The 25,417-nt window shown below is 63.5% G+C and carries 26 protein-coding genes; 13 read left to right on the top strand and 13 right to left on the bottom strand.

Features of this window, described 5'->3' with window-relative positions; all coding sequences use genetic code 11:
* Positions 1–738 carry a GAF and ANTAR domain-containing protein gene (locus tag AC4D1W_RS01880; protein ID WP_490897610.1) on the bottom strand — a complete coding sequence of 246 codons (738 nt, stop codon included), beginning with the start codon at positions 736–738 and terminating at the stop codon, positions 1–3.
* A gap of 152 nt (positions 739–890) precedes the next feature.
* Between AC4D1W_RS01880 and AC4D1W_RS01875 the strand changes: the two genes are divergently transcribed.
* Entirely contained in the window at positions 891–1,130 is a 240-nt protein-coding gene (locus AC4D1W_RS01875) for a hypothetical protein (RefSeq protein ID WP_490890538.1), read from the top strand.
* Positions 1,131–1,141: 11 nt separating this feature from the next.
* Here AC4D1W_RS01875 and AC4D1W_RS01870 read toward each other — a convergent pair whose 3' ends face one another.
* From AC4D1W_RS01870 to AC4D1W_RS01860, 3 genes are all read right to left on the bottom strand, one after another.
* Positions 1,142–1,729: a DnaJ family domain-containing protein gene (locus AC4D1W_RS01870; protein ID WP_490897609.1), complete on the bottom strand. Its 588-nt coding sequence runs from the start codon at positions 1,727–1,729 to the stop codon at positions 1,142–1,144.
* 93 nt (positions 1,730–1,822) lie between these two features.
* Entirely contained in the window at positions 1,823–2,836 is a 1,014-nt protein-coding gene (locus tag AC4D1W_RS01865) for a GTP pyrophosphokinase (RefSeq protein WP_490897608.1), read from the bottom strand.
* A gap of 79 nt (positions 2,837–2,915) precedes the next feature.
* Positions 2,916–4,265: a GmrSD restriction endonuclease domain-containing protein gene (locus AC4D1W_RS01860; protein ID WP_490897607.1), complete on the bottom strand. Its 1,350-nt coding sequence runs from the start codon at positions 4,263–4,265 to the stop codon at positions 2,916–2,918.
* A 182-nt stretch (positions 4,266–4,447) separates the two neighbouring features.
* Here AC4D1W_RS01860 and AC4D1W_RS01855 point away from each other — a divergent pair, with 182 nt between their 5' ends.
* The 4 genes from AC4D1W_RS01855 (at position 4,448) to AC4D1W_RS01840 (ending at position 7,430) form a co-directional block, all read left to right on the top strand.
* Positions 4,448–4,846: an excalibur calcium-binding domain-containing protein gene (locus AC4D1W_RS01855; protein WP_490897606.1), complete on the top strand. Its 399-nt coding sequence runs from the start codon at positions 4,448–4,450 to the stop codon at positions 4,844–4,846.
* Positions 4,847–4,893: 47 nt separating this feature from the next.
* Positions 4,894–5,640 (top strand): class F sortase, encoded by a 747-nt coding sequence (locus AC4D1W_RS01850; protein ID WP_490897605.1) that lies wholly within the window; start codon positions 4,894–4,896, stop codon positions 5,638–5,640.
* Positions 5,641–5,790: 150 nt separating this feature from the next.
* Complete coding sequence (locus tag AC4D1W_RS01845) at positions 5,791–6,639, top strand: endonuclease/exonuclease/phosphatase family protein (RefSeq protein ID WP_490897604.1); 849 nt, start codon at positions 5,791–5,793, stop codon at positions 6,637–6,639.
* Between the two features lie 116 nt (positions 6,640–6,755).
* Positions 6,756–7,430 carry an NADPH-dependent F420 reductase gene (locus tag AC4D1W_RS01840; RefSeq protein WP_490897603.1) on the top strand — a complete coding sequence of 225 codons (675 nt, stop codon included), beginning with the start codon at positions 6,756–6,758 and terminating at the stop codon, positions 7,428–7,430.
* 23 nt (positions 7,431–7,453) lie between these two features.
* On the opposite strand, the gene AC4D1W_RS01835 is transcribed toward AC4D1W_RS01840, so the two are convergent.
* A complete protein-coding gene (locus tag AC4D1W_RS01835; RefSeq protein ID WP_490897602.1) occupies positions 7,454–8,245 on the bottom strand; it encodes a nitrilase-related carbon-nitrogen hydrolase in 792 nt (263 codons plus the stop codon).
* Positions 8,246–8,360: 115 nt separating this feature from the next.
* Between AC4D1W_RS01835 and AC4D1W_RS01830 the strand changes: the two genes are divergently transcribed.
* From AC4D1W_RS01830 to AC4D1W_RS01815, 4 genes are read left to right on the top strand one after another with little or no spacing between them, the layout of a single operon-like run.
* A complete protein-coding gene (locus tag AC4D1W_RS01830; protein WP_490897601.1) occupies positions 8,361–8,537 on the top strand; it encodes a hypothetical protein in 177 nt (58 codons plus the stop codon).
* Positions 8,534–9,997 (top strand): purine-cytosine permease family protein, encoded by a 1,464-nt coding sequence (locus tag AC4D1W_RS01825; RefSeq protein ID WP_490897600.1) that lies wholly within the window; start codon positions 8,534–8,536, stop codon positions 9,995–9,997. The genes AC4D1W_RS01830 and AC4D1W_RS01825 overlap by 4 nt, the downstream gene beginning before the upstream one ends.
* Positions 9,994–11,088, top strand: coding sequence for an alcohol dehydrogenase catalytic domain-containing protein (locus AC4D1W_RS01820; RefSeq protein WP_490897599.1), 1,095 nt, complete (start codon positions 9,994–9,996; stop codon positions 11,086–11,088). The genes AC4D1W_RS01825 and AC4D1W_RS01820 overlap by 4 nt, the downstream gene beginning before the upstream one ends.
* A 24-nt stretch (positions 11,089–11,112) precedes the next feature.
* On the top strand, positions 11,113–11,778 hold the full coding sequence (locus AC4D1W_RS01815) for a TetR/AcrR family transcriptional regulator (RefSeq protein WP_490890527.1): 666 nt from the start codon (positions 11,113–11,115) through the stop codon (positions 11,776–11,778).
* A 9-nt stretch (positions 11,779–11,787) separates the two neighbouring features.
* Here the strand turns inward: AC4D1W_RS01815 and AC4D1W_RS01810 are convergent, their stop codons facing one another.
* Positions 11,788–12,936: a glutamate--cysteine ligase gene (locus tag AC4D1W_RS01810; RefSeq protein WP_490897598.1), complete on the bottom strand. Its 1,149-nt coding sequence runs from the start codon at positions 12,934–12,936 to the stop codon at positions 11,788–11,790.
* Positions 12,937–13,061: 125 nt separating this feature from the next.
* Positions 13,062–14,318 carry an MFS transporter gene (locus AC4D1W_RS01805; RefSeq protein WP_490897597.1) on the bottom strand — a complete coding sequence of 419 codons (1,257 nt, stop codon included), beginning with the start codon at positions 14,316–14,318 and terminating at the stop codon, positions 13,062–13,064.
* 89 nt (positions 14,319–14,407) lie between these two features.
* Between AC4D1W_RS01805 and AC4D1W_RS01800 the strand changes: the two genes are divergently transcribed.
* Together AC4D1W_RS01800 and AC4D1W_RS01795 are read left to right on the top strand one after the other, a co-directional pair.
* The gene (locus AC4D1W_RS01800) at positions 14,408–14,863 is read left to right on the top strand and encodes a hypothetical protein (protein ID WP_490890524.1); all 456 of its coding nucleotides are present in this window, start codon (positions 14,408–14,410) and stop codon (positions 14,861–14,863) included.
* A 23-nt stretch (positions 14,864–14,886) separates the two neighbouring features.
* A complete protein-coding gene (locus AC4D1W_RS01795) occupies positions 14,887–15,141 on the top strand; it encodes a DUF3072 domain-containing protein (RefSeq protein ID WP_309071134.1) in 255 nt (84 codons plus the stop codon).
* A gap of 71 nt (positions 15,142–15,212) precedes the next feature.
* Here AC4D1W_RS01795 and AC4D1W_RS01790 read toward each other — a convergent pair whose 3' ends face one another.
* From AC4D1W_RS01790 to AC4D1W_RS01780, 3 genes are read right to left on the bottom strand one after another with little or no spacing between them, the layout of a single operon-like run.
* Complete coding sequence (locus tag AC4D1W_RS01790; RefSeq protein ID WP_490897596.1) at positions 15,213–16,685, bottom strand: GH1 family beta-glucosidase; 1,473 nt, start codon at positions 16,683–16,685, stop codon at positions 15,213–15,215.
* 32 nt (positions 16,686–16,717) lie between these two features.
* Positions 16,718–19,105, bottom strand: coding sequence for a glycosyl hydrolase family 95 catalytic domain-containing protein (locus tag AC4D1W_RS01785; protein WP_490897595.1), 2,388 nt, complete (start codon positions 19,103–19,105; stop codon positions 16,718–16,720).
* Positions 19,102–21,126, bottom strand: coding sequence for a beta-galactosidase (locus AC4D1W_RS01780; RefSeq protein ID WP_490897594.1), 2,025 nt, complete (start codon positions 21,124–21,126; stop codon positions 19,102–19,104). The genes AC4D1W_RS01785 and AC4D1W_RS01780 overlap by 4 nt, the downstream gene beginning before the upstream one ends.
* Positions 21,127–21,194: 68 nt before the next feature.
* Here AC4D1W_RS01780 and AC4D1W_RS01775 point away from each other — a divergent pair, with 68 nt between their 5' ends.
* Positions 21,195–21,587, top strand: coding sequence for an FBP domain-containing protein (locus tag AC4D1W_RS01775; protein WP_490897593.1), 393 nt, complete (start codon positions 21,195–21,197; stop codon positions 21,585–21,587).
* Between the two features lie 22 nt (positions 21,588–21,609).
* On the opposite strand, the gene AC4D1W_RS01770 is transcribed toward AC4D1W_RS01775, so the two are convergent.
* The 3 genes from AC4D1W_RS01770 to AC4D1W_RS01760 form a co-directional block, all read right to left on the bottom strand.
* Positions 21,610–22,608 carry a threonine ammonia-lyase gene (locus AC4D1W_RS01770; protein ID WP_490890519.1) on the bottom strand — a complete coding sequence of 333 codons (999 nt, stop codon included), beginning with the start codon at positions 22,606–22,608 and terminating at the stop codon, positions 21,610–21,612.
* Between the two features lie 17 nt (positions 22,609–22,625).
* The gene (locus tag AC4D1W_RS01765; RefSeq protein WP_490890518.1) at positions 22,626–23,558 is read right to left on the bottom strand and encodes an AEC family transporter; all 933 of its coding nucleotides are present in this window, start codon (positions 23,556–23,558) and stop codon (positions 22,626–22,628) included.
* Between the two features lie 78 nt (positions 23,559–23,636).
* The gene (locus tag AC4D1W_RS01760; RefSeq protein WP_490890517.1) at positions 23,637–24,089 is read right to left on the bottom strand and encodes a DoxX family protein; all 453 of its coding nucleotides are present in this window, start codon (positions 24,087–24,089) and stop codon (positions 23,637–23,639) included.
* A 44-nt stretch (positions 24,090–24,133) separates the two neighbouring features.
* On the opposite strand from AC4D1W_RS01760, the gene AC4D1W_RS01755 reads away from it, so the two are divergent.
* Entirely contained in the window at positions 24,134–25,348 is a 1,215-nt protein-coding gene (locus AC4D1W_RS01755) for a hypothetical protein (RefSeq protein ID WP_490897592.1), read from the top strand.
* The last annotated feature ends 69 nt before the right edge of the window (positions 25,349–25,417 follow it).

The raw sequence follows: 25,417 nt of genomic DNA, 5'->3' as shown, positions 1-25,417 counted from the left end.
CTAGGCGTCGAAGTGCGTTGTCGGGGTCGTCTGATTGACCGATTCGACGACGGCAGCCGCGACGGCGTGGAGCTTGACGTTTCGTGCGCTGGAAGCTGCCTTGAGAATGTTCACGGCTTCTTCCTGCGTGCAGCGGTTCTGACCCATGACAATTCCGACTGCGAGGTCGATTGTGGTGCGGGTTTCCATCGCGGCGGTGAGATCGGCCCGGTGGTCCATCAGACCGGCGATCCGGACAGCGAGCCGAAGCGCGTTGGACGCATTGGCCGCAAATCCTTCGGCAGCCGCGATCACCTCGGGAGTGAAGACCATCGGCTTCTCGCAGTACAGGTTGAGTCCGGCGTCCGCATTGTCCTGAAGCAGTATGGGGACGCCGAGCGTCGAACGGATGCCGTGCTGTTCGATGGCCTTGCGGTAGTCACCGAACCGGCCCTCTTTTTCGTAGTCCTGGATTACTACCGTGTAATGCTCACGGGCGGCACGCAGGCAGGGGCCGTCGTCTAACGCGTACTGCACCTCGTCCATGTTTTTGGCTTGTTCGCTGCTGCTGGCGACGGTCGCTGCGCGTTTTGGACGCAGGAGTGTCACCGCGGAATAGACGGTGCTTCCGGTGGCTTGAGTGAGTTCGCGCGACGCGATTTCCACCATGCCGTTGAGGAAGACGTCGATCTCTTCACCGTTGAGGATCAAGTCCTGCAATTCGCTGCGGACTGAATCCTCACCGATATCACTACTCACGCCCGCACCCGTCTCTAAACTCGTGATGTCTCTGCACATTAGCAGAGCAGAAATCGCGCACAATCCTTCTGGCAGGATGAGTCGCTTGTGGCCCCGAGTCCAGCCCCGTAGCCTGAGGTGATAAACAGTCTACTTACTGTTGGAGGCCGATCTTGAATATCAGCGACGTCAAGTGGAACGAGCAGGCCCGCGAGAAGATCCTTTCGGACGCGGACAAGGCGCTGCAGGAAGCAGTGAAAGAAGCTGCGGCAACGCAGTCCGGTGCAGACCGGGACAAGGTTTATAAGTTCCTGTATGAAAAGCTTCAGCCCCAGTTCGTCGACTTCGAGCCCGGCCCCGACCTCAGCAAGTATGCGGATGCAATAGCCGACGGCGAATTTTCCGCGGAGTAGCAGCCAGGAGGCTAACGACGACGGCGCCACCACGGTGAGCGCCTGGCCTCCTCCTGCGGGGTGGCTTCCTCCTCAGCCCGGGCGGTTCGTGCCGCCCGGCGTTTGCGCCAGCGTTCGAGTTCCTTCTCCACGTCCCGGGTCTTCGTCACGACGGGCGGTCCGCCAAGAAGCTGCCTGCGGGCGTCGATGACCTGCCGGTTGAAGTCCTCGAGTATCTCCCGCGCCCTGCTTTCCATGTACTGCTGGTCGAGCTTGTCGTCGAGTTCGGCGTCTTCCTTGCGGAGGCGGAAGGGTGCCGGTGCGATGCCGGAGAGCTGCTCGCGTTCGATCAGTCCTTTGACCCACCAGTCAGGGTCAAGCGTTGCGCCAAGGCCGGGGATCGGTTTGCCCGCATACTTCAGGTTGTCGAAGTCACCTCGGGCGGTGGCCTGCCGGATCTCGAAATCGGCCTTGGCAGCGAAATCGGTGATTAAGTGCTGTTCTTCTTCATCATCCTCGACCTGCTCGATGGCCTCCGAAGCGCTGCTTCCGGACCGGCGGGCGGCACGGTACTCAGAGACCCGCTGCATTCGTCGGCCGCGCTCGCTTCTGTCGTTCATCGGTACCCCGCTCTCCCTGCTTCTGCTTCCAGTATTCCGACGTTCCGGAAGGCAGGGCAAGCGGCTTCCTTGCCGTTGAGGGGCGGTTGAGAGCTAGTCGCGCAGCCTCCGCAGGCGATACGTCAGCTTTGCGCGCCTGTTGCGGTCGTGGCCCAGTGGCTGGGTTTTGTCGATGTGCTCCTGGCCGTAGCGGACAAGCAGCAGATCGTCCGCGGCTCGGACGTGGCCGGGCGCAAACTTGTACTGGACCTTGCGGGCAATGTCATCCCAGTCGGCCGAAGCGATCAGCTCTGACGCCTGGGCAACCGTTGTGATGCCATGTGTCTCCAGCACTCCGCGCAACCATGCATACTGTTCGACGCGACTGCGCGGGTTGTTGGGGAGGGCCTGCTCGAGGATGCGTTCAAGCGCCTCGCTCGTGAGGTTCACCGGCAGAAGGTTGGCTGATTCCTCGGGGTTGGCTTTCTCCATCGCGACCACGTCGCTGATGGTGCTGAACTGGTTGTCGGCCAATTCGATCAACCCGGAGGCCAGCGTGAATGCGCGATTCACTTCGGGTGGCACGGGGCCGGCGCTCTTGTAGCGGATGTCATGCTCGAACTCCGCCCAGGCATGCTGCAGGATGGTCCGGAACTGCACTTCGAATCGTTCGCCGATGTGGTTACGGCACCCGTTCGGGGCAGCATCCTCGCTGATTTTCAGGATCAGGTGCTGACCGGAGTAGCCGAACTCGCCCTTCTCACGCTGCTCAGCGGTCTTGTCCACGTGGGTGATGACCTCGAATGAGTTGCGTAGCGCCGTGATTGCCCGTTCAACATCCAGCTGAAGGTAGGTGATGACCCGGACACCGATGACGTCGTCGATGTCGTTCAGTCCCTCCGCATACTTCAGGGTTCCATCAGGATTGCAACGCCGGAGCTTCTGTTCGAGCGACTGGTGGTCTTTCACCCGGTACTCGATGGCATGGTAGTTGAGGCCGTCGTCGTCGAGGCGTGCGGCGATGGAGTCCTGTATTGCATTCGCGGCTGCCCGCTTCTGGTGCTGGGACGCGGCATACTCTTCAAGCCATCGGTTGATGAGCCGGTCATGAGTGGGATCCGGGTCCATACGCCTCCTGCCTCCCCGCGGGTCGGTGAGTGCTTCCAATGTAGTGCTGACGGCCGGTCAGCGGGCGGGTGAACTGACGCTACTCGCAGCCGACGCCGTCGCCGTCCCTGTCCAGATGAGTTCCGTAGCCGGGCTGCCCGACATGGACCGGTGCCGCACCGGCCGCGCGGGCGGCTGAACAGTTCTGGTAATAGACCGCCGCCGGAGCGGGCGCGGGTGCGGGAGCGGGTGCGGGAGCGGGTGCGGGAGCGGGAGCGGGTGCGGGTGCGGGGGCTGGCGCTGGTGCTGGGGCAGGAGCAGGTGCCTGTGCCGGCTCGGGTTCCGGAGCTGGGGTGGGCGAAGGCTGACTGGTCGGCGCGAGCGTATCCGCGCAGTTGGACAGGACCTTGGCCATGGCGTCGTGCTCCGCCTGGGTGACCCAAAGGCTGTAGGTCGCCTTCACCGAGATTTGCCGGGCAACGTATTCGCACCGAAAGGAGCGGTTCGGCGGGAGCCAGGTTGCGGCGTCGCCCGCGCCTTTTTGAGCGTTTGTCGGTCCGTCCGTCGACTGAAGGTTCAGCGGGTCGTTGGCGAAGGCGACTCGCTGATCGTACGTGAGCTGCTGGGCGCCCTTTTGCCATGCGTCCGAGAGCGCAACCATGTGGTCGATCTGAACATCGCTGCTGGTGTCCTGGCCTCGGAGGAAGGGAATCGCGGTGCCAGTGTAGGGATCGTCGAGTGTGCCGGAGCGAACCTTGCACGGTACGGAGTTGGTGTGGACTATGTCCCGAAGGTCCCGGTTGAGCATGTCATTTCGCGTGTCGCAGCCGTTGCGGTCGACGTCGAGCCATGCCTGTCCGAACTGGTCGCGGTCGTAGCCGGTCTTTGGGGCGCGGCCCTTGACAGGCAACGTCTCGAGCAGCGCAAGTGCCCTGATGCCGTATTCCGGCTGTTCCCGGGGAGCGTCCGGGTCGCCTTCTGCCGGTGCAACTGTTTCACTGTCGACGGGGGCGACGTCGGGACTTGCTGACGGTTTGGGCGTAGCGGAGGGTGAAGGCTTGGGCGTTTCCGACTCAGTGGGCTGGGCAGACAGCGCCGGGGTAGCGTCTTCGGTTTGTTCGGCGGTCGCTGTCGGGACAACGTCTCCTGTGGGAGGCAGTAGAGCGCCACCCACGGTCACGGCGACAAGGCTGGCGGCCGTGACGATGGATCCGGCCTTTCGGCCGGCGAGTCGAGCCCAGGACGGGCGACCCGTCACAACCGTGTAAATCCCGGTAAGTAGCGTGAGGAAAGACGCCATAACGAGCGCGACGCCGACGCCGCCCGAAATCAGGCCGACGGCGAGAAGAAACAGACCGAACCCGCCCACGATCAGCGTTGATTTGTGGGCCTTGCCCTGCTTCTGACCCGGTACAGGGTTTTGGGCAGGCGGTAGCGGTGGCTGATTCAAGAGAGTCCCCAGAGAAGTGCGAGTAATGGTCGTTTCATCGTATCCGGGGCAAATAGCACACTGCGAAGGGTTTGTGCAGTCCTTGGACAAAGATGTGGATATCCTTGACGGCCTCTGAGCCACCTGCCTAGTCTCGTGTGACCCGCGTCTCATCACTCGCGGTATCTACATGAGGGGAAACCATGAAGAAGACAACAGCAGGACTAGCAGTAGCAGCAGCGGCAGGTTTCGTCGCACTGTCAGCGGCACCGGCAGCGGCGGTGACTCTGCCGTTCCAGAACTGCACAGAGGCAGCTTCGGTCGGTGTATACAACATCCCTCGAGGCACAGCGGGGTATGGACAATGGCTGGATCGTGACAATGACGGCTACGGTTGTGACGCAGCCGGAACGCCTGCGTACGACGCCGACATCGTTGCCGGCCTCGTGGGACAGCAGGTCACCGACGTCCCCACGGGAGGCGCCGAGACCGGCGTCGAGGTAACCGGCACCGACAACACGGCGGCCCTGGCATTGGGTGGAGGACTCGTGTTGGCCCTCGCCTTGGGCGGAACGTACGTCGTCCGTCGTCGCGCGGCGTAGCAAGGCGGGTTATCGAAAGTGTGGAGTGATCGGATACTTTCCTACACATGACTAGCCTTGTCCGGGACCGTTGCGGGAGCTTGCTGGCTGCTGCAACGGTCCCACTGCTGCTCCTCACCGGCTGTGCCGCACCGAGTCCTTCTGACGCCGCGGGAGCCCAACCCACTTTCACTGTCGCCGCGCCGTCTGCCGCCCCGGAGGACGAGCCGACGACGGCGCCCGCCCAATCCACCGCGCCTGCCGAGGCGGTGCCAGCTGAGCCGGTTTCACCGGAACCAGCCGACCCAGAAACACCGTCCGCTGAACCCGCGTCTCCCCCCGAGGCAAAGCCGCAGGTGTTCGAGCGTTCTTTGCCTGTCACGCTCTCAATCCCGACCCACGGGGTCCAGTCCGGGCTGTTGTATCTCGGGCTCCAACCGAACGGGTCGCTCGAAGTGCCGCCCGGACATCCCGGTGCGCCAGCAGCCTGGTACCGGAACTCCCCCACCCCCGGTGAACCCGGGCCTTCTGTCTTCCTCGGGCACGTCAACGCCAGCGACGGCGGCCCCGGTGTCTTCGCCTGGATCAAGCAGCTCAATCCGGGCGACACCGTTGAACTGACCCGTGAGGACGGCACTGTGGCGGTGTTCGTCGTCGAACGGGGTGAACAGTATTCGAAGCACGCCTTCCCAACCCAAGCCGTCTATGGGAATACCGAAGGTCCCGAGCTGCGCCTCATCACGTGTGACGGCTACGATCCGGCGACCGGCACCTTCAACGACAACTACGTGGTCTACGCCAAGCTCGTCGTGTAGCGGATATTCCTCCTCATTCACCGGCTTTTTGCAAGAACGACGGCGGCACGTCACCTAAGCCCCATAGCGTCGCCGATGGCGCCCCGCACTGAATGTGCAAGCGCCTGCTGTCCTACATGGCAGCCATCGAATCGCTATCGAGGAGAATCCGTGATCAAGAAATTGATGTCAATGTGCGCTGTCGCCGCCCTTGCTGCATGCGTGGGAGCAGCGCCGGCTACCGCAGCGCCCGAAGACACGGACGTTCGTGTCATGTCGTTCAATATTCACCACGGCGCTGACCCTGCCGACAACCTTGATCTGGAGCGCATTGCAACAGTCATCGAGGACTCGGGTGCCGAGATTGTGGGACTGCAGGAAGTCGACAACCACTGGTCTTCCCGCAGTGACTTCCAGGACCAGGCAGCATTGCTGGCCGAACGGTTGGGCATGCACTATGCCTACGCAGCCAACCTGGATCGCGAACCCGCCGCAGGACAAACCGAGCGCCGCCAGTACGGTACCGCTGTACTCAGCGAATACCCCATCATCAGCTCGGAGAACCATCTGTTGACCAACATCGAATACGTGCAGCGGCCAACAGAACAGCGCGGGCTGTTAGAAACCGTCGTCAACGTCAAGGGCAACCACATCAGCTTCTACAACACCCACCTCGATCATCAGCGCAGCGAACAGCGACAGTCCCAGGTGAAGGAGATCGTTGCCATCGCCGAAGGATCCAGCGGGCCCGCCGTCGTCGTAGGGGACCTGAACGCCGTACCGGGAACACCCGAAATGAATGACATCCTCACCCATTTCACGGATGTCTTCGCTTTCCTTGGCCAGGATGACGATTTTACCTACCCCGTCGAGAACCCGAACCGCCGGATCGACTACCTTCTCACAAAAGGGGACATCAAGCCGCGCTTCGCCAAGGTGATCGACACGGACGCATCGGATCACCTGCCCCTCATAGCCGACCTCAGCATCGTTCAGACCCCCAACGGCCTGAACCGCTAGCCATCCGCGTATCAGGGAGTGCCAGCATCAAATAACGACGGGTCCGGGGTCTGGCACTCCCTCCACGAATCTTCCAGTCACAGGAATAACCGACCCGCAGATCGGTTGTACTCGCCATGGAAACCAGTGCAGACTCAGGCGTTCAAACCATCGGCTTCATCGGCAGCGGGAATATCGGCTCACAGCTCGCACGGCTCGCGATCCAGAACGGGTACGACGTCGTTCTGAGCAACTCCCGAGGTCCGGAAACGCTCATTGGCCTCATCGACGAACTGGGCGATTGCGCGCGGGCGGCAACGCCGGACGAGGCAGCGGAAGCCGGTGACGTCGTCGTCGTAAGCGTTCCGCTGAAGGCGATCGATGCGGTGCCGGCCGCCCCGCTCAAGGGCAAGACCGTGATTGACACCAACAACTACTACCCGGAACGGGACGGGCAATTCCCGGAGCTCGACGACGAATCGACCACCACCAGCGAACTGCTCCAGCAACGGCTTCCCGGCACTCATGTGGTCAAGGCATTCAACAACATCTATGCAGCCCACCTCACCAGCAAGGGAACGCCGTCCGACACACCGGGGCGCCGCGCGCTTCCCATCGCAGGAGACGACGACGGCGCGAAGCGGAGTGTTGCGTCGCTGATCGACCAGTTCGGGTTCGATACGGTCGACGCCGGCCCACTCGCCGAAGGATGGCGGTTTCAGCGCGATACGCCTGTCTATGGACCGGAGTACCACGCTGATCTGGTACGCGAGGGTCTCGCTCAGGCGAAGCGCTACGCCGACATGGCTTAGCCCGTCAGCGTTGGCTGAATGGGTCAGAGGTCATCACGGAAATCCCGCAGGTAAGTGTTGATGCGGCGTGCTCTCTGCACCTCCGCTGCGTCGACCTGAGCGAACAACATCGATTCCTGGCGGTCAGCCTCCGCCAGGACATTCCCGTGCGGACCTGCAATACAGCTGAGTCCGGTGAAGTCCGGGCCCGCATGATTCGCATACGCGATGAACACCCCGTTCTCCATGGCCCTGCACGGGACCATGAGCGTCGAGATTCGGTCGGCGTTGTATGTCCGGTTTGTTGGCAGCCCGTCGACGTCTCCTGTTGTCGGCACCGCCGTGGGGATCAGCAGTGCCTCGGCCCCGCTGCGCGCTGCACCTCTCACGAACTCAGGGAACTCGACGTCGTAACAGATGCCGAGCGCTACACGCAGGCCGGCATAGTTGACGACCTCCGGCGCTGAGGAACCGGGCTGGAAAACCGATCGCTCCTCCTCTCCGAACAGGTAGGACTTCCGATACCGCGTTCTTTCGGTGCCTTCCGCATCGAAGAAGGACGCGCTGATGAACCGCTGGTCTCCGTCACGATCGACGGTGGATGCAACCAGAGCCAGTCCGGATGTGCGTGCGATGTCCGCTAGTTGACCCCGGATGGACTGACCGTCCGAATCGACAACCTTCGCCGGAGCATAACCGGTCGAAAACAGCTCAGGCGTGACCAGAATGTCGACTCCTTCGTCGCTCGATCTGGACGCCGCTGCTGCCAAGCGTTGCAGGTTTGCCTGCAGGTCGCCCACCACTCCAGTGGCTTGCCACGCTGCGATACGCACCACTCTTGCCTCCTTTGACGGCAGTTCTCCTGCTCGCCGGGTCTGTTGACAGAGCACCATCCTAGGCAGAAAATCATTGCGGAAACCGAAAGGTATTCGGTTATATGGCGAGGAGGCCATGATGAATCGTGACGCCGATTTGGTGCAGCAAGAACTGCGCCGACGGATCGGGATAATCAGGACGGAAGAGGCGGGGGACCCGGGACGCCGGGCACTATCGAACCGGGAGCTGCTGGTTTACGTCGGCACAACCTTGCTCATGTGCCTACTCGGGGTGTTGGTGATGGCCCTGTGAGCGCCTCAAAGAGCACTGCGGTAGAGGAAGTTGAGCACGCGAATACCTTCGGATCGCTGCCGCTGCTGAGGTCAGAGCGAGTCTGGAACGCGGTGGACTTCAGTTGGGTGAACGTTGCCCTCGCGATCGCCACCTGGGCCTTCCTCGTTGGTGGTGCGACGGCGTCGTTCGTTGGCTTCCAGCAGGGCGTTGCGGCGATGATCATCGGAAACGCGATTGGCCTGTGTTTCATGGTGCTGGCAAGCACGGTTGCCAGCCAGCGGTATGGGGTTGAGCAGTACACCATCCTGCGACCGGTTTTCGGTGTCGTCGGCGTTGGGGTGCTCGTGTTCAGCGTAGTCCTGATCACCGAGATGGGCTGGTCCTCCCTCCTCGGGATCATGGTTGGCCGCGCAACCACTCAGGTGGCGAACGTTGCGACCGGCGCTGATTTCGGTGAGTACGGCGTGATGGTCATCATTGGTGCCCTCGTCGCCATCGCAGTGGCCTGGTTCATTCTGTCCCGTGGCCCGGTGACTATTGGCCGGCTCAACAAGTTCATCGGACCCGGGCTGCTGGCCATTACCGCGTTGCTCATGATCTTCCTCGTGATCAACACATCATGGGCAACATTGCTCGACTCCGCCCCTCTTGCTCCCTTTGACGATCCTCAGCTGAACTTCGCCATCGCGGTCGAATTCAACGTAGGTGTGGGCGTTTCCTGGTATCCCGTGATGGGGTCCCTTGCACGCATGACCAACTCCCCCCGAGCAGCCATCTGGCCTGCCTATGGCGGACTGCTCATCGCCACGCTGCTGGCGCAGGTAGTCGGCATGGGTGCTGCGCTGACGCTGGGCGACTCAGACCCGACAGTCTGGATGATCCCCTTCGGAGGCCCCTTGCTCGGCGCTTTCATCCTGCTGTTCATCTGCTTCGCCAACATCACCAGCATGTCCTCAATCGTCTATTCCACCGTTCTCGCCCTGCGTCAATCGAGCGGAAATTTGTTGCGGGGGCTGCACTGGAAGTGGCTCTGCGCGGCGTTCTTCGTCCTGCCGGCGGCGCTGGCGTTCTTTCCCCAGTTCATGTACGAGCGCTTTGTCCTCTTCGTAACGCTGAGCGGTGCCTTCCTGGCAGCGATGTGCGGTGCGATCATCGCCGATTACTTCATCCTGCGTAGGCAGCGAATCGATCTGGCGGAGTTGTATGCCCCTGGATCGAGCAGCGCGTACCATCTGTCCGGTGGCGTCAATTGGGCAGGTATGGCAGCCGTCGTCGTCGGCGCAGCCTTCTACCTCTGGCTGTACAACCCGGTCACGCTTGAAACGCAGCTCGCATTCAACGTGATCACGGCATCGCTACCGGCGGCCATCGTTGGCGGGCTCGTCCATTGGGTCCTCGCAACAGTCCTGTACAAGAGGCGTGGTTTGGGTGCATTCGATGCCGGCGAGCCGATCACTGCGAAAGGAACCGGCAAGTGAGCCTAGTGTCCCGCGCCGCTATACACCGGAGTGGCTCCCAGCTGGAGATCAACGAGGTAGAAGTCGCCGAACCCGGCCCGGGAACCGTCCTGGTGCGTCTGGGTGCCTCAGGTGTCTGCGGTTCCGATCGCCACGTGCTTGACGGCGAGTGGGAATTGCCGTCTCCGACTGTCATGGGCCATGAAGGCGCCGGAGTCGTCGAGGCAATCGGCGATGGTGTGCGGGATGTCCGGATCGGGGACCACGTGGTGCTCAGCTGGTTCTACCCTTGCCGACGCTGCACCGCGTGCCTCTCGGGCCGGGCATTTGTCTGCACCGGCAGCCGCTCGGAAGAATGCCTGTTGCCGGACGGCACCACACCGCTCTCCATCAACGGTGCCCGGGTTTATCCGTATCTCGCTGTGGGCTCCATGAGCGAGTATGCGGTCGTTCCGGAATCGGCAGCGGTAAAGATTCCCTCGGAGGTTCCGTTCGACGTCGCCTCGCTCCTCGGCTGCTCTGTTGCTACCGGTGTGGGCGCGGTCGTCAATGATGCAGCAGTCTCGCCAGGCAGTTCCGCCGTCGTGGTGGGCGCCGGAGGTGTGGGGTTGTCAATCATCATGGGCCTCAACCTCGCCGGCGCTTACCCGATCATCGCCGTGGACCTCAGCAAGGAGAAACTGGAACTTGCCGCAAGGCTGGGCGCCACCCACACGGTGGTAGCGGACGCCAACACACGGCAGGAAATCCTGGGGATCACTGACGGCGGGGCAGACTTCGCTTTCGAAGCGATCGGTAGGAAGCAGACGATCGAATCGCTTCCGGGTCTGCTGGTGCGCGGTGGCACAGCCGTTCTCGTAGGACTCCCACCAGCTGATCAGTTGATCAGCTTCGACGGGCTTGCGTTGGCCGAAGGAGGCATTCGGATCATCGGTTCGAACTATGGATCCACAGTTCCGGGGAGAGATTTTCCACGCTTGGCTGCGCTTTATCTGGCAGGGAAACTGCCGGTGGATGAGCTGATCTCTGATCGCATCAGCCTTGACGACGTCAATGAAGCATTCGATGCCATGCGTCGTGGCGAGCGCGCCCGTAGTGTGGTTGTCTTCTAGCTTCCACCCAGACGAGGGAATCCGATGGTCCGGCCAACCAGTCCACTTCTGACGTCACAGAAGATCCACCGGGCTGCACTCGACTTGTTCGACGAGCAGCGCGGGTTCTCGATTCCCCGGCTGGCCAAAAAACTGGGGGTGAGTCCGTCCTCCCTTTATCACCATGTGAAGGGAGGACGGACCGAGATCATTCAGGGGATTCGGTCGCTGATCAGTCAGGATGCCAATAGCCGCGGAGATTTTCCTCCAGGTGAAGGCACCTGGCAGGAACAGGTCCGTCGTTGGGCCGTCAACTACCGTGATGCGATGCAGCGGCACCCCGAGGCTATTCCCGCGTTGGTCGGAGAACCGGTCGACGACGACGCAACACTGAATATTTACGAGAGCCTCGCACAGGTCCTCGCGTCAGCCGGATTCAAGGGACCTGCTCTCCTCGGCGGCCTTGCGATGGTGGACGTTCTGGTCCTGGGGTCGGCCATCGACGCCGCATCGCCTGAGCCGCTCTGGTCCGCATCAGAATCGCACCATCCGGCGCTTTCCGCAGCACTCGCTGCCCAGCCCACCGGGCGGCGTCAGGACCTCGCTTTCGAGCTGGGCCTCGACGCCGTGATCGCAAAACTGGAAGCGATGCTCACCTCTACAACCGGACCTGTTCGCGGTGTTTCCCGCGCACAATCACCCACGACCTGAGGGGATCCCTCAGATGCGGTGTAGTTCGTTGCCTCTCATGTGGAAGCACCCGCGGCTCGCGTGCCGTTCATGCAGCGAGCCCTGGCCGAGGTTCGTCAAGAGGACAGCGTCGGAGACCACCTCGGCCAAGCTCCCGGTCCGCGCGTAGACGGCGCGCTGGCGGTTGCACCCCGTCCCGCGGATAAGGGTTTGGCGGAGGAGGGACTCGACGGTGAGCTCCTCCCCCTGCTCTTCCAGGACTGGACGGACGTACTCGAACAGGCTGCGCGCAACCTGTCGAGCGTCGCGGAGGACGTTGAGTTGCGGATCGGGCAGTTGGCCGTCCAGCCCGAAGCGACTTGCACGCCACGCGGCGAGCCGCAGCTGTGCTGCGGGCATGGGAATGGGCGGAACGCCGTCGGCCCACTCCCTCGCTGCGGTCTCAACGAGCGCTCTCGTGAGCGCAGCCTGCAGGAGAGCATCATCGGCCTGTAGGCAGACGTCTGCAACACGGACTTCAACGGTGGGATGGTGGCGGCTCAAACGGGCGTCAAAGTAGATCTGCCCCTCGTCGATCGGAACCTCGGTGGCGAGCAGGGTCTCGACGAGGTCGCGGTAGGCCGCAGCCGAGCCGAAAATCTCGTAGACACCTGCGGTCGGCCAGCGACTCCAAGCCTGGCTTCGGTAGCTCGCGTAGCCGGAATCCTCACTACTCCAGAACGGCGAATTCACGCTCAGGGCTGCCAGCACGTGAAGCCAAACCCGGATGCGATCGAGGATGCCCACGCCTTCTTCATCGGACTCCACTCCGACGTGGACGTGACAGCCGCACGTCAACTGGTCCCGAAGGGTCGAACCGAACTGATCCTGCATCTCCAGGTAGCGCGGCTCGGGAGTAACTGCAGTGTTGGTCACCATCGGCGAGGTCGCAAGGGCTGCTATTCGGACGCCCGCGCGAGAGGCTGCATCATCGGCAATTGAGCGTTGTCGGAGGATATCCGCGCTCATATCCTCCAGAGTTGTTTGTGGCTCAGTGCCTGTCTCAATCTGTTCCTGCTTGCACTCCCGGGTCAGCGCGCCACCGCGCGCGGCTAGGAAGACGGCTTCGGCTGCTGCCTCAGGGCACAGCGACCAGGGATTGATCAGGAGGAATTCCTCCTCCACACCAAAAGTCCGCATGCAACCACCCGTCCATGAAGTCGCCCCAGAAGAGATACATGGCTCGCTGCTGAACTACTGTCAGGATAAGCAATGGACAGTTTGCTTATCAATAGGCGGCGGGCGGTGCCGCTCCTCCCTCCTGCCTAAGCGGAGAGAGGCCGTGCGGTGCGCATCGTCGTCGCACCCGCAACAATGAGCAGCACCAACAGACCCGCTGCCCAGGCAAGTCCGGCGTAGCCCACCATTGCCAGGACAAGGCCCGCCGCTCCTCCGCCTAATGCGCCGGCAAGGTTCATGGTCAGGTCAGTGCGGCCCTGGATGCGTGCGCGGGCACTACCGGTCGCGAGGTCTGTCACCAGAGCGGACCCTGAAACGGTGGACGCGCTCCAGCCGAGTCCGAGGAAGATCAGGCCGATTGTCACCATGACGGGGCTGGCTTCACCGAACGCCACGAACGCCAGCGCGACGGCGAACAGCGCCTGCCCGATGAGGATGGTTCCCACCCGGCCCACCCGGTCGCTCAACCAGCCGAACACCGGTGACAGGGCATACATGCCGGCGATGTGCAGGCTGATGGTGAGCCCTACGATGGTGAGCGTTACGCCGTGGTTCACCAGGTGCACCGGCGTCATGGACATCACAGAAACCATCACCGCGTGGCTGAGAGCCACCGCCCCGATGGCGAAGAGGAGCGCTCCCCTGCCACGCACTGATCCCGGGACGTCATCCCTGGGGTCCGGCGGCGTCGCCTTGCTCACGAGATACGGGTCCGGCCGCAGCGCAACCAGGTACACAGCCGCCGCCGCGATCTGTGCACCAACGGCGATGAGGAACGGGCCGGTCAATTCCGGCATGCCGAGCGTATCGGCCACTACTTCACCCGGGCCGATCAGGTTGGGCCCAAGCACTGCTCCGACGGTGGTGAACCAGACAACCAGTGACAGATCGCGACCCCTCCGCTCGGGGGTCGCGATATCAGTGGCAGCGAAGCGGGACTGGAGATTGACCGCTGTGCCTACACCGATCAGAGCGAACGCGAGGAGCAGGAGCGGGAAGGAACCGAGCGCAGCCGCGCCGATCACGGTGAGCGATCCCGAAGCTGCAATGAACGCTCCGGTAGACAGGGCGGCCCTGCGCCCCAGTCGCTGGGCGAGGCGCGCCAACGGAATGGCGCTCGCCGCGGCGCCGAGAGTACTCAAAGTGGCGGCAGTGCCGGACAGCGCCTCCGAGCCCGAAATTTCCGCGGCCATGACGGCACCGATGGAAAGCACCGATCCCATACCGATTCCGCCGAGGATCTGGGCCACGATGAGGACCCGGACGGTGTGGCGCTGGATGGCCGGGAGGTCCGGGGCCGTCGTCGTGCTGTTGGCGGCCGGAGACCTGCTGGAAGTGGGCATGAATTCAGGGTATTCCGGCGTCCCCCATCGGTATAGGGCCACGCGGAAGATCTGCCCATGAGAAGCTCCTGCTGTATATGGTAAGCAGTATGACTATCTCAGGATCGGACGGGCCGGACAGCAACCACCAGAGGCCTGAATCGGCTTCGGACAAGACAGTAGAGGCGCTCGGGAAGTTCTCCGAGGCGCTCGAAGTAGTGGAGCATGCCCGCGGACTCCTGTACGGATTCCACCGGTTGACGGGGACGGCAGACCTGGCCCTGGGCGAAGCTGTCGGCCTGTTGCGGGAGGCGGGGCATGACTCACTCGCGGATGAGGTGGACCGCGACGTTCTGGGCCGGAACGTCATCGAGGGGAGGTGGACCTTCCAGATCGTCGAGGACTATGACGACCACTACTACGCGCAATTCAAGAAGCTCGAGAAGCGCGCCCGTGACGAACTGGTGGAGGGCAAGCGCCACCTGTTCGAGGCGGAGATGAAGGAAGACCGTCGGACGCACGGCCGCCCCCACCACGAAGCACTGCCCCCGGAAGCAAGTCAGTAGTTCCCCGAACGAAGGAGCACGTTATGTCTGATGAAACTTTGGGAAGCCCGACGCCGGAGCCGCAGGGCGGTTTTGCACGTGACCCTGAGGACTGGGTCACCGGGGATGAACCCATGACCGATGCCCAGCGCAGCTACCTCGACACTCTTGCGCGGGAGGCCGGGGAGGAAATCCCAGCCGACATCACCAAGGCACAGGCCTCGGAGCACATCGACCGTCTGCAGAAGTCGAGCGGCCGGGTGTCCGGTGGAAGCGACGAAGCACAGACCGGCGGGTAGCCGCTCCGTCAGGATGGGAGGAGGGCCAGCCGGGTTGGCGGCCCTCCTTCTGTCATCTAATCCTCGGGCGCTTAATCAACCGGCGGGATTCGCCGGTCCCGGATTAGCTGCGAATACCAGCGCGAGCTGTCCTTCGGTGTGCGCTCCAGGGTGTCGTAGTCGACGTGCACGATGCCGAAGCGCTTGGAGTATCCGTAGCCCCACTCGAAGTTGTCCATGAGTGACCACACCTGGTAGCCGCGAAGATCAACGCCACGGTCCATCGCCCGGTGGGCAGCGGTGAAGTGGCGGCGCAGGTAGTCGATACGGCTGGGGTCGTGAACCCGCCGGGTTCCATCGGCACCGATCTCGACGGCGTCGGGGAAGGCCGCGCCGTTCTCCGTGATCATCAGCGGCAGCTCAGGCCAGCTTTCATGCAGCGAGACGAGCAGGTCCTCGAGCCCGGACGGCTCGATGTTCCACCCCATCTCGGTGTAGGGGCCGGGCTGCTGGAGGAACTCGACCATGTCTGCGCCCGGCCAGGCCGTGCCGGCGGCATCCCCGTGCCCGTCAGCGTTCTCCTTTTGACCTTCGCCGTCCCACATGCGTACGCGGTTTGTGGAGTAGTAGTTCACACCGAGGACGTCCAGGGGCTGATGGATGACTTCAAGGTCGCCATCCTGCACAAAGGACCAGTCCGTAAGACTCGCGGTGTCTTCCAGTACGTCCTCCGGGTAGACGCCCTTCAGCAGTGGGTCCAGGAACAGCCGGTTGGCAAGGCCGTCCACCCGCCGCACGGCTTCGGGGCCGGTCTCCCCCTCCGGTCGGAAGACGTGCAGGTTGAGGGTGATCGCGAAGTCCGGATTGTTCGTCACTACGTCCCGGAGCGCCAGGACGGCCAGGCCGTGGGCGAGATTGAGGTGGTGTACGGCGGCGAGCGCGGATGCCGGTTCTGTCCGCCCGGGTGCGTGCGCGCCGGAACCGTATCCGAGGTAGGCGCTGCACCACGGCTCGTTGAGGGTGGTCCATAGTGCGACCCTGTCGCCGAGACGTTCACCGACGATGCGAGCGTAGTCCCCGAAGGCGAACGCTGTTTCGCGGTTGGTCCAGCCGCCGTCGTCCTCGAGTGCCTGCGGCAGATCCCAGTGGTAGAGGGTGACGATCGGCTTGATGTCCCGGGCGAGCAGTCCGTCGACCAGCCGGTCGTAGAAGGCGAGCCCGGCCTCGTTGGCGGGGCCGCGACCGGTGGGCTGGATGCGCGGCCACGCGATCGAGAATCGGTAGGACTCCAGCCCCAGGTCTTTCATCAGGTCCAGGTCGGAGTCGAGTCGGTTGTAGTGGTCACAGGCGACGTCGCCGGTGTCGCCGTTCCACACTTTGCCCTCGGTGTGGCTGAAGGTATCCCAGATGGAGGGGCCGCGACCGTCGGCGTCGTGGGCGCCTTCAATCTGGTAGGACGCGGTAGCGGATCCGAAGACGAAGCCGGGCGGGAACTCGAGGCCGACGTCACGGTAATCGGGGCTGCCCGTCACTCGGGTGGCTGTCTCTTCACTGTGTTGGGTCATGCGTAAACACTGCCTTTCCGTTCGCGGTAATGCTAGTCATAATCTGTTGTTGAGAGGTCGATGGCGCCGGTTGTGGAGTTCCGCCGGAGCGTGGTTCTCTGTCCGAACCTGAGGGTCACCGGGTCAACAGCGCCGTTGATGGCGACCAGCCGCTCCCCCGCTGCCTCGGCATGCCGCGGAGTCAGCACGGCTTCGCCAAGCAGGCCATCCTTCCAGGTCACGTCGACGGTAATGCCGGGCCTGGCGATGAGGCCACGAACGCTGCCGCTCCGCAACTCCGCGGGCACTGCAGGGAGCAGGCGGATTACCCCGGAATGGCTCTGCACCAGGATTTCGGCCAGTGCGCCTACATGGCCAAAGTTCCCGTCGATCTGGAACGGCGGATGAGCGGCGAAGAAATTGTTGTAGAGTCCGCCGGCGTGTGGGCCGTTGGTTTCGTCCGCCGGCCGGAACATCAGCTGGAGCAGGTCCGCGACCTTTCCGGCCTGCTCCAGCCTTGCGCGCAGACAGATCTTCCAGATCAGCGACCAGCCGGTGGAATCGTCGCCGCGATGGTCCAGGGAGAGGCGAACAGCGTCGGCGAGCTCCGGCGTCGGGCCGTTACCGGGGTAGGCGAAAAGCAGGTGCGAGAGGTGCCGGTGCTCAGGTTCCGCCTCTTCCGCCTGGTGCCCCCACTCGAGGATCCTGCCGTCGGTGCCGACCTGTGGCGGCGCGATTCGAGGGAGGGCCCTGCGTACCTCATCCAGGATGGGGTGGGCGGTTTGCCCAACAAGCGGGGCCAGCGCGAGTACCGTCTCGAACAGTTCAGAGATAAGGGTGCGGTCCATGGCAGTCGACGTAGCGACGGCGGCCCGTCCCTGACTGCTCAGATAGCAGTTCTCCGGTGAGGTGGACGGTCGCGTTTCCAGGTGCGCACCGCCTTCGTCGATCAACCAGTCGCAGAGGAATTGCGCGGCACCGACCGCCAGGTTCCACAGCCGCTCGATCTGGTCAGGGGTGGCTGACCCGAAGCGCCGCTTCTCGTCGAGCTGCCGGACCAGCCATGGTCCGGCCATCGGCCATTGGGACCAGCTGGCGTGACCGGCGGTCGGCGAGCTGAATGCCCACGCGTCGGAGTTGTGATGCGCCACCCAGCCGCGTGCGCCATACAGAGTGGCGGCGGTACGCCGGCCTCGATCGGCGAGTGCTTCCGCAAGGTCAAAGAGCGGCTCGTGACACTCAGCCAGAGCGGCCGCTTCTGCACCCCAGTAGTTCATTTGAGCGTTGATGTTCAGCGTGTAGTTCGAGGACCAGGGAGGGCGCAGATCGTCATTCCAGATGCCTTGGAGCGTGGCCGGAAGAGTGCCGGGGCGCGATGAAGCGAGCAGCAGGTACCGCCCGTAGTCGAACAGCAGGGCAACCAGCGCCGGATCAGCGACGAGGACGCCGGCGGGATGCGCATTCGCCTCCCGCAGCCGCACGTCTGCCGGTACCTTGTCGCGGTCCGGCAACGCATCCGGACCCGGCTTCAGGGCGACCGTGACGCGGTCGAACAGCTCGCGGTGAGCCTCGGTGTGCCTGGCGTGCAGGGCGTCCCAGCCCCTGTCGAGGCCCGCATGGGCACGACGGCGCGCGGCCTCCGCGCAGTTCCCGGAGGAACCTTCCGGTGCACGGCCGATGCCGGTGAACGTGGTCTCGGTCGCGACCGCCATCACGAGCTCGCTAACGCCGGTGAGTACGGTGTCTCCTCCATCGTTCCGAGTAGCGATACCGTCATGTTTCATGGCGAGACACAACGCGCCTTCAAGCGGCTCAATGCCGTCGAGTTCCTCCTGGAGCGCCGGCTCGTCCGGTTCGTGCCCCGGCGCCACGTCAGCGGGCAGCCGCAGTTCCAGTACGACGTCGCTGGGCCTGGTGGTGCGCCCGGTTTCCCTCAGCGGCGTGGAGACGGCGAGGGCGACGTCAACCGGCGCGGTGGATTGAAGCCGGTGGACGAGTGCCCCATCCACCGCACTGATGAACGTCTCCTGCGTGATGCTGCCGCCGTCGATCTGCCCGGTGGTGCGGTGATTGGCGTCGGAGAGAGACAGCCTGCGCTCCTGCAGCTGAGTGCGTTGGTCCACCGAGATGACGACGTCGGCGAAGGGCAGATACGACTGCGAGTAGGTGGATTGCAGCCCTTCCAGGCTTCTTTCCGCGTCAACCGGCCTCCCCTCGGCGATAGCAGTCCTTGCCTCAGCGAGCACGCGCGAGGCCGTCTCCGCTGAGACGCCGCCCCACCGTTGCTCGCTGGCGGGGCTCCCCGACCAGGCTGTGCTGTCGTTCACCTGTAGCCGCAGCGTCGGACCGTCTGCCAGGACCATGGCGCCGATCCGGCCGTTACCCAGGGGCAAGCCGTCCAGCCAGGTATTTGCCGGGCTGGCGTAGAAGAGGGCGCTCACTGGTTTGAGTGCTCGCGCACAATCACCGCGGTGCCGGGAGCCAGGGTGGTGGCTCCCCGGACCGTTGTGTCGGTCAGGAGATCGTGACCGTGGACATCGACGTCGACCGCTTCGTCCGAGTGGTTGAGGAGGAACAGGTAGCTGGAATCGCCGGCATGGCGGCGGACTGCTTCGACACCGAACCCGGCTGCCGGGTGGTCCGGGTGGACGCCGGCGTCGTCGAGAATGCGACGGAGGTGTTCGCGCAGGGCATCCTCGGCCAGTCTGGTGGCGAAATAGTGGGCCGTGCCGGAACCGTATTGGTGAGTGGTGACGGCAGGATGCCCCGAGAGAGGGTGCTCGGTGAAGTCGGCAACGCTTGTCGCGCCGGCGAGGTCGACACTTTCTGCCCAGCAATCAGCGGTTGAACCGTCGCTGAGTTTCAGGGCTGTCTCCGCGAGCTGGGGAAAGTGCTCCTCGACCCGGATGCCGAGAAGTTCAGCGAATGCTCCGGTGAAGCCACCGAGGCGCACGTTGAGGTTTTCATCGGTGCTGCCCGAGAAGTACCAGATAGCGGTATGTCCACCGGCTGCCACGAAGCCCTGGAGCGCTTCAGCCTCCGCATCCGAGGCAGCCAGTTTGCTGGGAACCAGGATGAGGTCGTAACCGGTGAGGTCCTGGTCGAGCCGGACAAAGTCTGTATTGATACCAAGCCACCACAGCGCGCGGTGGACCGATTTCACGGCGGGCAGGAATGCGACGTCGGTGGACGGCAAGGCGAGCGTGTCCACCGACCACCAGGCATCGGAATCCCAGACGATCGCCACCCGGTTCTGGTTCACGCGACGCCCTGCCGCAGGCGCCTGTGCGAGTTCGCGCAGCCCCGAAAGACTGGTCCCGAGCTCTACAATCTCGCGGAACGTCCGGGAGTTCTCGCCAACGTGAGGAACCATCGGCGAGTGGAAGAACTCGGCGCCGGCGCGCGGCGACCGCCATTGGAAGAACAGGGACCCCGTGGAGCCGCGGGCAAGGTACTGGAGTGTATTGAACAGGAGCCTGCCCGGATCGCGGGCGAGGATCCGTCCCTGCGCATAGTTGTAGACCATGGTGGTGGCCTGTTCCATGAGCACCCAGGGGCGTCCGCCGTTGAAGGAGCGTGCAAGGTCGCTTCCAAAGGCAACCTGAACATCACCTTCGATGCCTGGCGTGTCCGGATAATGGTCGACGGAGACGTCGTCGATCTCAGCGGCCAGGTCCCACTGGTCGTAGTGGTTCCAGCTGGGAAGCATGAAGTTGGTGGTGACGGGTACCTCGGGTCGGATGCTGCGGACGATCTCGACCTGCTCCCGAAGACAGTCGCGCAGCAGGTCCGCCGAGAAACGCCTGAAGTCGAGAACCTGGGAAGGGTTCGGCAGGTACTGGGTGGCCTGTGGAGCGAAAATCTCCTCCCAGTCGCCGTAACCCTGGGACCAGAACGCCGTGTTCCAGGTGGCGTTCAACTGCTGGAGGGTCCCGTACTTGGTTCGGAGCCACTCGCGGAAGGCTGCATCGGCCTGCGGTCCGTAGGAGACCGTCCCGTACTCGTTGTGGAGGTGCCACATTGTGAGGGCGGGATGAGATGAGTAGCGCTCCGCTAGTGCTGCGGTCACGCGCTTCGCGGCGGATCGGTATGCGGGGGCTGCTGGGTTGTAGGTGTCCCGGCTGCCGTGAATGAGCCTTACCCCGTCCGCGGTCACTGGGAGTGCTTCCGGGTATGCCAACGAGAACCAGGGCGGTGGCGAAGCGGTGGGCGTGGCAAGGACAACGCCGATGCCGTTCTCGGCCATCAGGTCCATGATCCGGTCCAGCCACCCGAACTCGTATTCACCTTCCCGCGGTTCGATCGAGGACCAGGAGAAGACGCCGATGGTCGCCCGATTCACATGGGCTTGGCGCATAAGGCGCACATCTTCGTGCCACACGGACTCAGGCCATTGTTCGGGGTTGTAGTCACCTCCGAACACGAGTTCATCAGAAGACCGCAACGTCTCGTCAGTATGCATGGAGCGAGTCCCCTTTGAGCTGGCCTGGTAGTTGTCGAAGCGCTTCGACAACCTTATGGTCCTATGAGGTGACGCGCAACACTCTTCCTTCGGAGGCTTTGCTCTCAACCCCGCCGCTTCGTGCGTACCTCGTCGTGCCGACTGAACGCGGGCTGACCGGTGTCCTCCTGCGTGCACCGGACGGAGGCGCGAAAAAGAACCGATCGGTGCTCTGCGAGATATGCCGGGACGTCTTCTCGAAAGAGGATGTGCTGCTCTGGGTGGCTAAGCGAGCGGGACAGGCCGGACGCAACGGGAACACGGTCGGGACGCTGATCTGTGCCGACTTCATTTGCTCTGGCAACGTCCGTAAGGCTCCTCCAGCCAACGAAATCAATCCGGATCCCGCCGTCGTCGTGCGTCGCCAGATCGAGGAGTTGCGCGTCCGGATTGGGAAGTTCCGGAACCGGGTGGCCGAATAGCGGCGCGTGAAGGCACCCGGCTCTAGCCCGCCTGCTGCAGCACCTTCGCCAGGAGGGCCGGATCCACTGAACCACCGGAGACGACGGCGGCCACTGTGCCGCCGTCGTTCTGGCTGGGAACCACGTCGTGCATCCACGCAGCGGTGGCAACCGCGCCGGACGGTTCGACCACGAGCCTGCCGGCAAGTGTGAGGTGGCGCATGGCGGCTAGAATCTGCTCTTCGGTGACGGTAACGACGTCGTCGACGTAGCGCTTCACGTGCTCCCACGGGTGCACGCCGAGGGCGGGCGTCCGGAGCCCGTCGGCGATCGTGCGGTAGGTCTGTTGTTGCTCCCAGGTGACGCGGCGGCCTTCGCGAAAGCTCTGGGCGGCGTCGGCGGCGAGCTCCGGTTCGACGCCGATCACGCGCGTTTCCGGGTTCAGGGCTTTGACCGCCGTCGCGATGCCGGAGATGAGGCCACCGCCGGAAATGGGGACGAGGACGGTGTCGACGTCGGGCAGTTGCTGCATGATCTCCAGGCCGACGGTCCCCTGACCGGCGATGATGCGCGGGTCATCGTAGGGCGGGATGTGGATGTACCCGTGTTTGGCGACAAGTTCGTGGGCGCGGACGTCGCGCAGCGCGGACGGCACCACCTGGACTTCGGCGCCGAGCGCTCGGACGGCGTCAATCTTGGTGCGCGGGGCCGCCTCCGGCATGACGATGACCGCCCGCAGGTTGAGGCGATTTGCAACCCAGGCAACGGCTCGGGCGTGATTGCCTGAGGATTGCGCGACGATTCCGTGTTCGTGCGCCTGGTCCAGTACCTGCGCGATGGTGTTGTAGGCGCCGCGCAGCTTGAAGGCGCTGGTGGGCTGGAGTGATTCGGCTTTGCAGTGGAGGATCTCCTCCGGGCGCTGCGGGTGCGGGAGCTGGATGAGCGGTGTTCGCAGGACCAGGTCGTTGATGCGTTCGGCGGCGGCTTCAATGTCGCTGAGGGTGACCAGTGTGGTCTCTGCGGCAGACTCGCGGGTTTCCATGGCTCGATCCTAGCGATCTACATCAGCACCGTCAGCGCAATGAGGATCCACGATGGCAGAACCACGCCCGAGATGACAGTTTGGGCTGCGGTGATCTGTGCCATGAGGGAGGCGTCGCCGCCCAACCGTCGGGCGAAGACGTAGGAGCTAGTCGCAGTGGGTAGAGCCTGGAACACCACGCAGACCACGGCGGCCGGTCCGCTGAATCCGAGCAGGATACACAGTCCCAGCGTCGCTGCCGGCACCGGAACGAACCGCAGCAACAGTGCCGCCATCACGGGGCGCAGGGACTCGCGCGGGAAGAACCGTCCGCGCAGCCCGGCGCCTACGCAGAAGAGCCCGATCGGCAGTGCCGCTCCACCGAGCAGTCCCAGGACCGCAGCCATGAGCTGTACGACGGCGGCTGGTACCGGAGCGTCGAGCACGCCGTCCGCTCCCGGTGCGGAACCGATCAGATTTGCGGCAAGTCCGATTGCGCACGCGAGGATCAGCGGGTTTCCGAACACGGCGAAGACCAATGCGGAGCCGCGGAGTTTGTGGTGTCCGTAGTGGGCCAGCGCTATTGTCGACGCGAGATTGCCGAACGGCACAAGGACGGCGTTGGCGAGTGCTGCGATGGCGATGCCGTCGGCTCCGAAGAGTGCGGCCGCCGTCGTCACTCCGATGTAGGTGTTGAAGCGGACAGTGCCCTGGAAGACGGATGTGAAGGCAGGGCCATCACGGCCGGCTGCCGGGCGGCGGGCAGCGTAGGCGAGCAGGGTCGCGAAGGTGGCCGAGGCTGCCAGCACCAGGACCATCGGTCCGGGCTCGATCGATGCGAAGTCGGCTCCGGCGAGGCCGATTACGAGCAGGGACGGAAGGAGCACAAAGTAGGTCAGCTTTTCGAGCCCGGACCAGAACTCGGCACTCGGGATGAACTTATGCCGGAAAATCGAACCCAGACCGATCAAAACGACGGCGCCGACAAGGGCAATGACAACGTCTAGGTCGATGACGTCACGCCCGATCGTGGTGTGTTGCGAATGCCGTTAGTGGCGTTGATGCTCACGTGAGGAGCGTAGCAATCGCAGGTCGCGCCATGCGCCTGTAGACCACAGTGCCCAGAGCACCAGGAGCGGCTGGAAGAACAGTCGGATGAGTCGGGCGCGGTCGGTATTCAGACCAAATGCGTCCGTGCCTTCTACGTACTGGGCGATGTTGCCGGGGAAGATGAGGACGAAGAAGGCGGCGACAATCCAGCCCACCAAGACTCTCTGCCGCTGAAGGACAATCAGTGCCGCTCCAAGACCCAGTTCGACGACGCCGGACGCCACCACGACGACGTCCGTATCCAGTGGGGACCAGGACGGCACCTGTGCGGCGAACTCGGAACGGGCGACTGTCAGGTGGGCGGTGCCGGCGGCGAGCAACAATAACCCGAGAAGTATGCGCGCTGCTGTTCGAGCGGGAGATTTACGGGGTGGTTCTGCGGTGGCCGCCATTCGGCCCAGCCTAATGGGCAGGGTCGCGCTTTTCCTCTATTAGGATGATCGCAGCGCATTTCGCGCGGCTGGTGCGGGGTTGGGGATCCTTCATCATCCCCTGCACCCATGAAGGCGCGACGTTGCTGCACTTTCCTTCCACCAATTCGGCGGCGCACACTCCTGCACAGAAGGATGTGTCCCGGCTGGCGTCCCTGCTCAACGACGACGTCTGGGCCTTCACGAATTGCCGGGTCGATGCTCCAGGGTTCCCGGTCGCGGAGATCGACTGGTTCTTTTACAACACTCGGACTGGTTGCCTCATGGTCAGCGAGTGGAAGAGGTTTCCGTCCCGCGTCTCGTTTGCAGCAGACACGGGCAAGCCTTGGTTGCTCGCCGACGGAACCGGAGTGAGCAACCCCATCGAGCAGGTCACTAAGCAACACGAGGTCGTACGGTTGGCCATCCGCAGGTCGAGCATTTTGGCTGTGCATTTTCCCGGCCTCGACGACCAGCAGTTGAAGCTTGCACAGTGTGTCTATTCGCCACAGGTTGATACGGCGACTGTCGTGGAGCGCATCCGGTTCGGGAAGGTCTATGGAACGCTGGAGGAACTGGCATCCGTTGTGCAGACCCTTCCCAGCCCTGTGCCTCTTCACTTGCCCGACGACGACGGCGGCCGCCTTCCGCTCGCAAAAGCCCTGTGTGCCCTCTTCCGCTGCAGCATGTCGGCCGGAGTGGAAGCTAGGCTGCGCTCGACCGCCACCAAGACTCCCCCGACTCGTGCCGTCGTCGTACAGCGAATCGGTGAGATCCACCGGGAGATTGCGAAGCTTCACCTTGAACTCGCGGAACTGACTCTCGCTGCGGAGGGAGCCACGGGACCGGCCGCAACAAAACCGGTTCCAATGAAGCCGACAGCCCTTCAGGCAGTGCAGCCTGCCGCTCAGAAGCCGTCAGCTCAGTTGACCGAACATGCACGTATGGCAGCTCACCTCGCACGCGCCTTCAATAACGTCAATGGCAGTGCCGACGCGGCAAAGAAAGCATTGAGTAAGGCCCTGATCGCAGCCCTTCGGGACCCTGCTTTGCACGGGAAGAATGGCATCAGCCTGTCAGCCTTCGGCTCAGCAGCGACTCCATTGGTTAAGGTGAAGCACGAGTCCCTACAAAAGCTCGTCGGGATGCAACTGGCCAAGTGGTGCCTTCTCCAGGCGGAACAGTCCGGTCTGAAAGCGATGGCTGTTCCCGGGAGCCCCTCGAACATTCGGCTTCGGTGACTCAGAAGCGAGCCGCTCCCCGGGACATCTCCCGGGGAGCGGTTCGCTTCGAAGCGTGGGCGTACCTTC

The organism is Arthrobacter sp. TJ-170 (assembly GCF_058269305.1).
This window is presented reverse-complemented; position numbering and strand designations above follow the sequence as displayed.

What these genes read in the sequence shown, in the direction of transcription:
- AC4D1W_RS01870 (WP_490897609.1), bottom strand. Translation starts at nt 1,729, where the DNA reads ATGAACGACAGAAGCGAGCGCGGCCGACGAATGCAGCGGGTCTCTGAG.
- AC4D1W_RS01865 (WP_490897608.1), bottom strand. Translation starts at nt 2,836, where the DNA reads ATGGACCCGGATCCCACTCATGACCGGCTCATCAACCGATGGCTTGAA.
- AC4D1W_RS01855 (WP_490897606.1), top strand. Translation starts at nt 4,448, where the DNA reads ATGAAGAAGACAACAGCAGGACTAGCAGTAGCAGCAGCGGCAGGTTTC.
- AC4D1W_RS01850 (WP_490897605.1), top strand. Translation starts at nt 4,894, where the DNA reads ATGACTAGCCTTGTCCGGGACCGTTGCGGGAGCTTGCTGGCTGCTGCA.
- AC4D1W_RS01840 (WP_490897603.1), top strand. Translation starts at nt 6,756, where the DNA reads ATGGAAACCAGTGCAGACTCAGGCGTTCAAACCATCGGCTTCATCGGC.
- AC4D1W_RS01830 (WP_490897601.1), top strand. Translation starts at nt 8,361, where the DNA reads ATGATGAATCGTGACGCCGATTTGGTGCAGCAAGAACTGCGCCGACGG.
- AC4D1W_RS01815 (WP_490890527.1), top strand. Translation starts at nt 11,113, where the DNA reads ATGGTCCGGCCAACCAGTCCACTTCTGACGTCACAGAAGATCCACCGG.
- AC4D1W_RS01810 (WP_490897598.1), bottom strand. Translation starts at nt 12,936, where the DNA reads ATGCGGACTTTTGGTGTGGAGGAGGAATTCCTCCTGATCAATCCCTGG.
- AC4D1W_RS01805 (WP_490897597.1), bottom strand. Translation starts at nt 14,318, where the DNA reads ATGCCCACTTCCAGCAGGTCTCCGGCCGCCAACAGCACGACGACGGCC.
- AC4D1W_RS01800 (WP_490890524.1), top strand. Translation starts at nt 14,408, where the DNA reads ATGACTATCTCAGGATCGGACGGGCCGGACAGCAACCACCAGAGGCCT.
- AC4D1W_RS01795 (WP_309071134.1), top strand. Translation starts at nt 14,887, where the DNA reads ATGTCTGATGAAACTTTGGGAAGCCCGACGCCGGAGCCGCAGGGCGGT.
- AC4D1W_RS01790 (WP_490897596.1), bottom strand. Translation starts at nt 16,685, where the DNA reads ATGACCCAACACAGTGAAGAGACAGCCACCCGAGTGACGGGCAGCCCC.
- AC4D1W_RS01780 (WP_490897594.1), bottom strand. Translation starts at nt 21,126, where the DNA reads ATGCATACTGACGAGACGTTGCGGTCTTCTGATGAACTCGTGTTCGGA.
- AC4D1W_RS01770 (WP_490890519.1), bottom strand. Translation starts at nt 22,608, where the DNA reads ATGGAAACCCGCGAGTCTGCCGCAGAGACCACACTGGTCACCCTCAGC.
- AC4D1W_RS01760 (WP_490890517.1), bottom strand. Translation starts at nt 24,089, where the DNA reads ATGGCGGCCACCGCAGAACCACCCCGTAAATCTCCCGCTCGAACAGCA.
- AC4D1W_RS01755 (WP_490897592.1), top strand. Translation starts at nt 24,134, where the DNA reads ATGATCGCAGCGCATTTCGCGCGGCTGGTGCGGGGTTGGGGATCCTTC.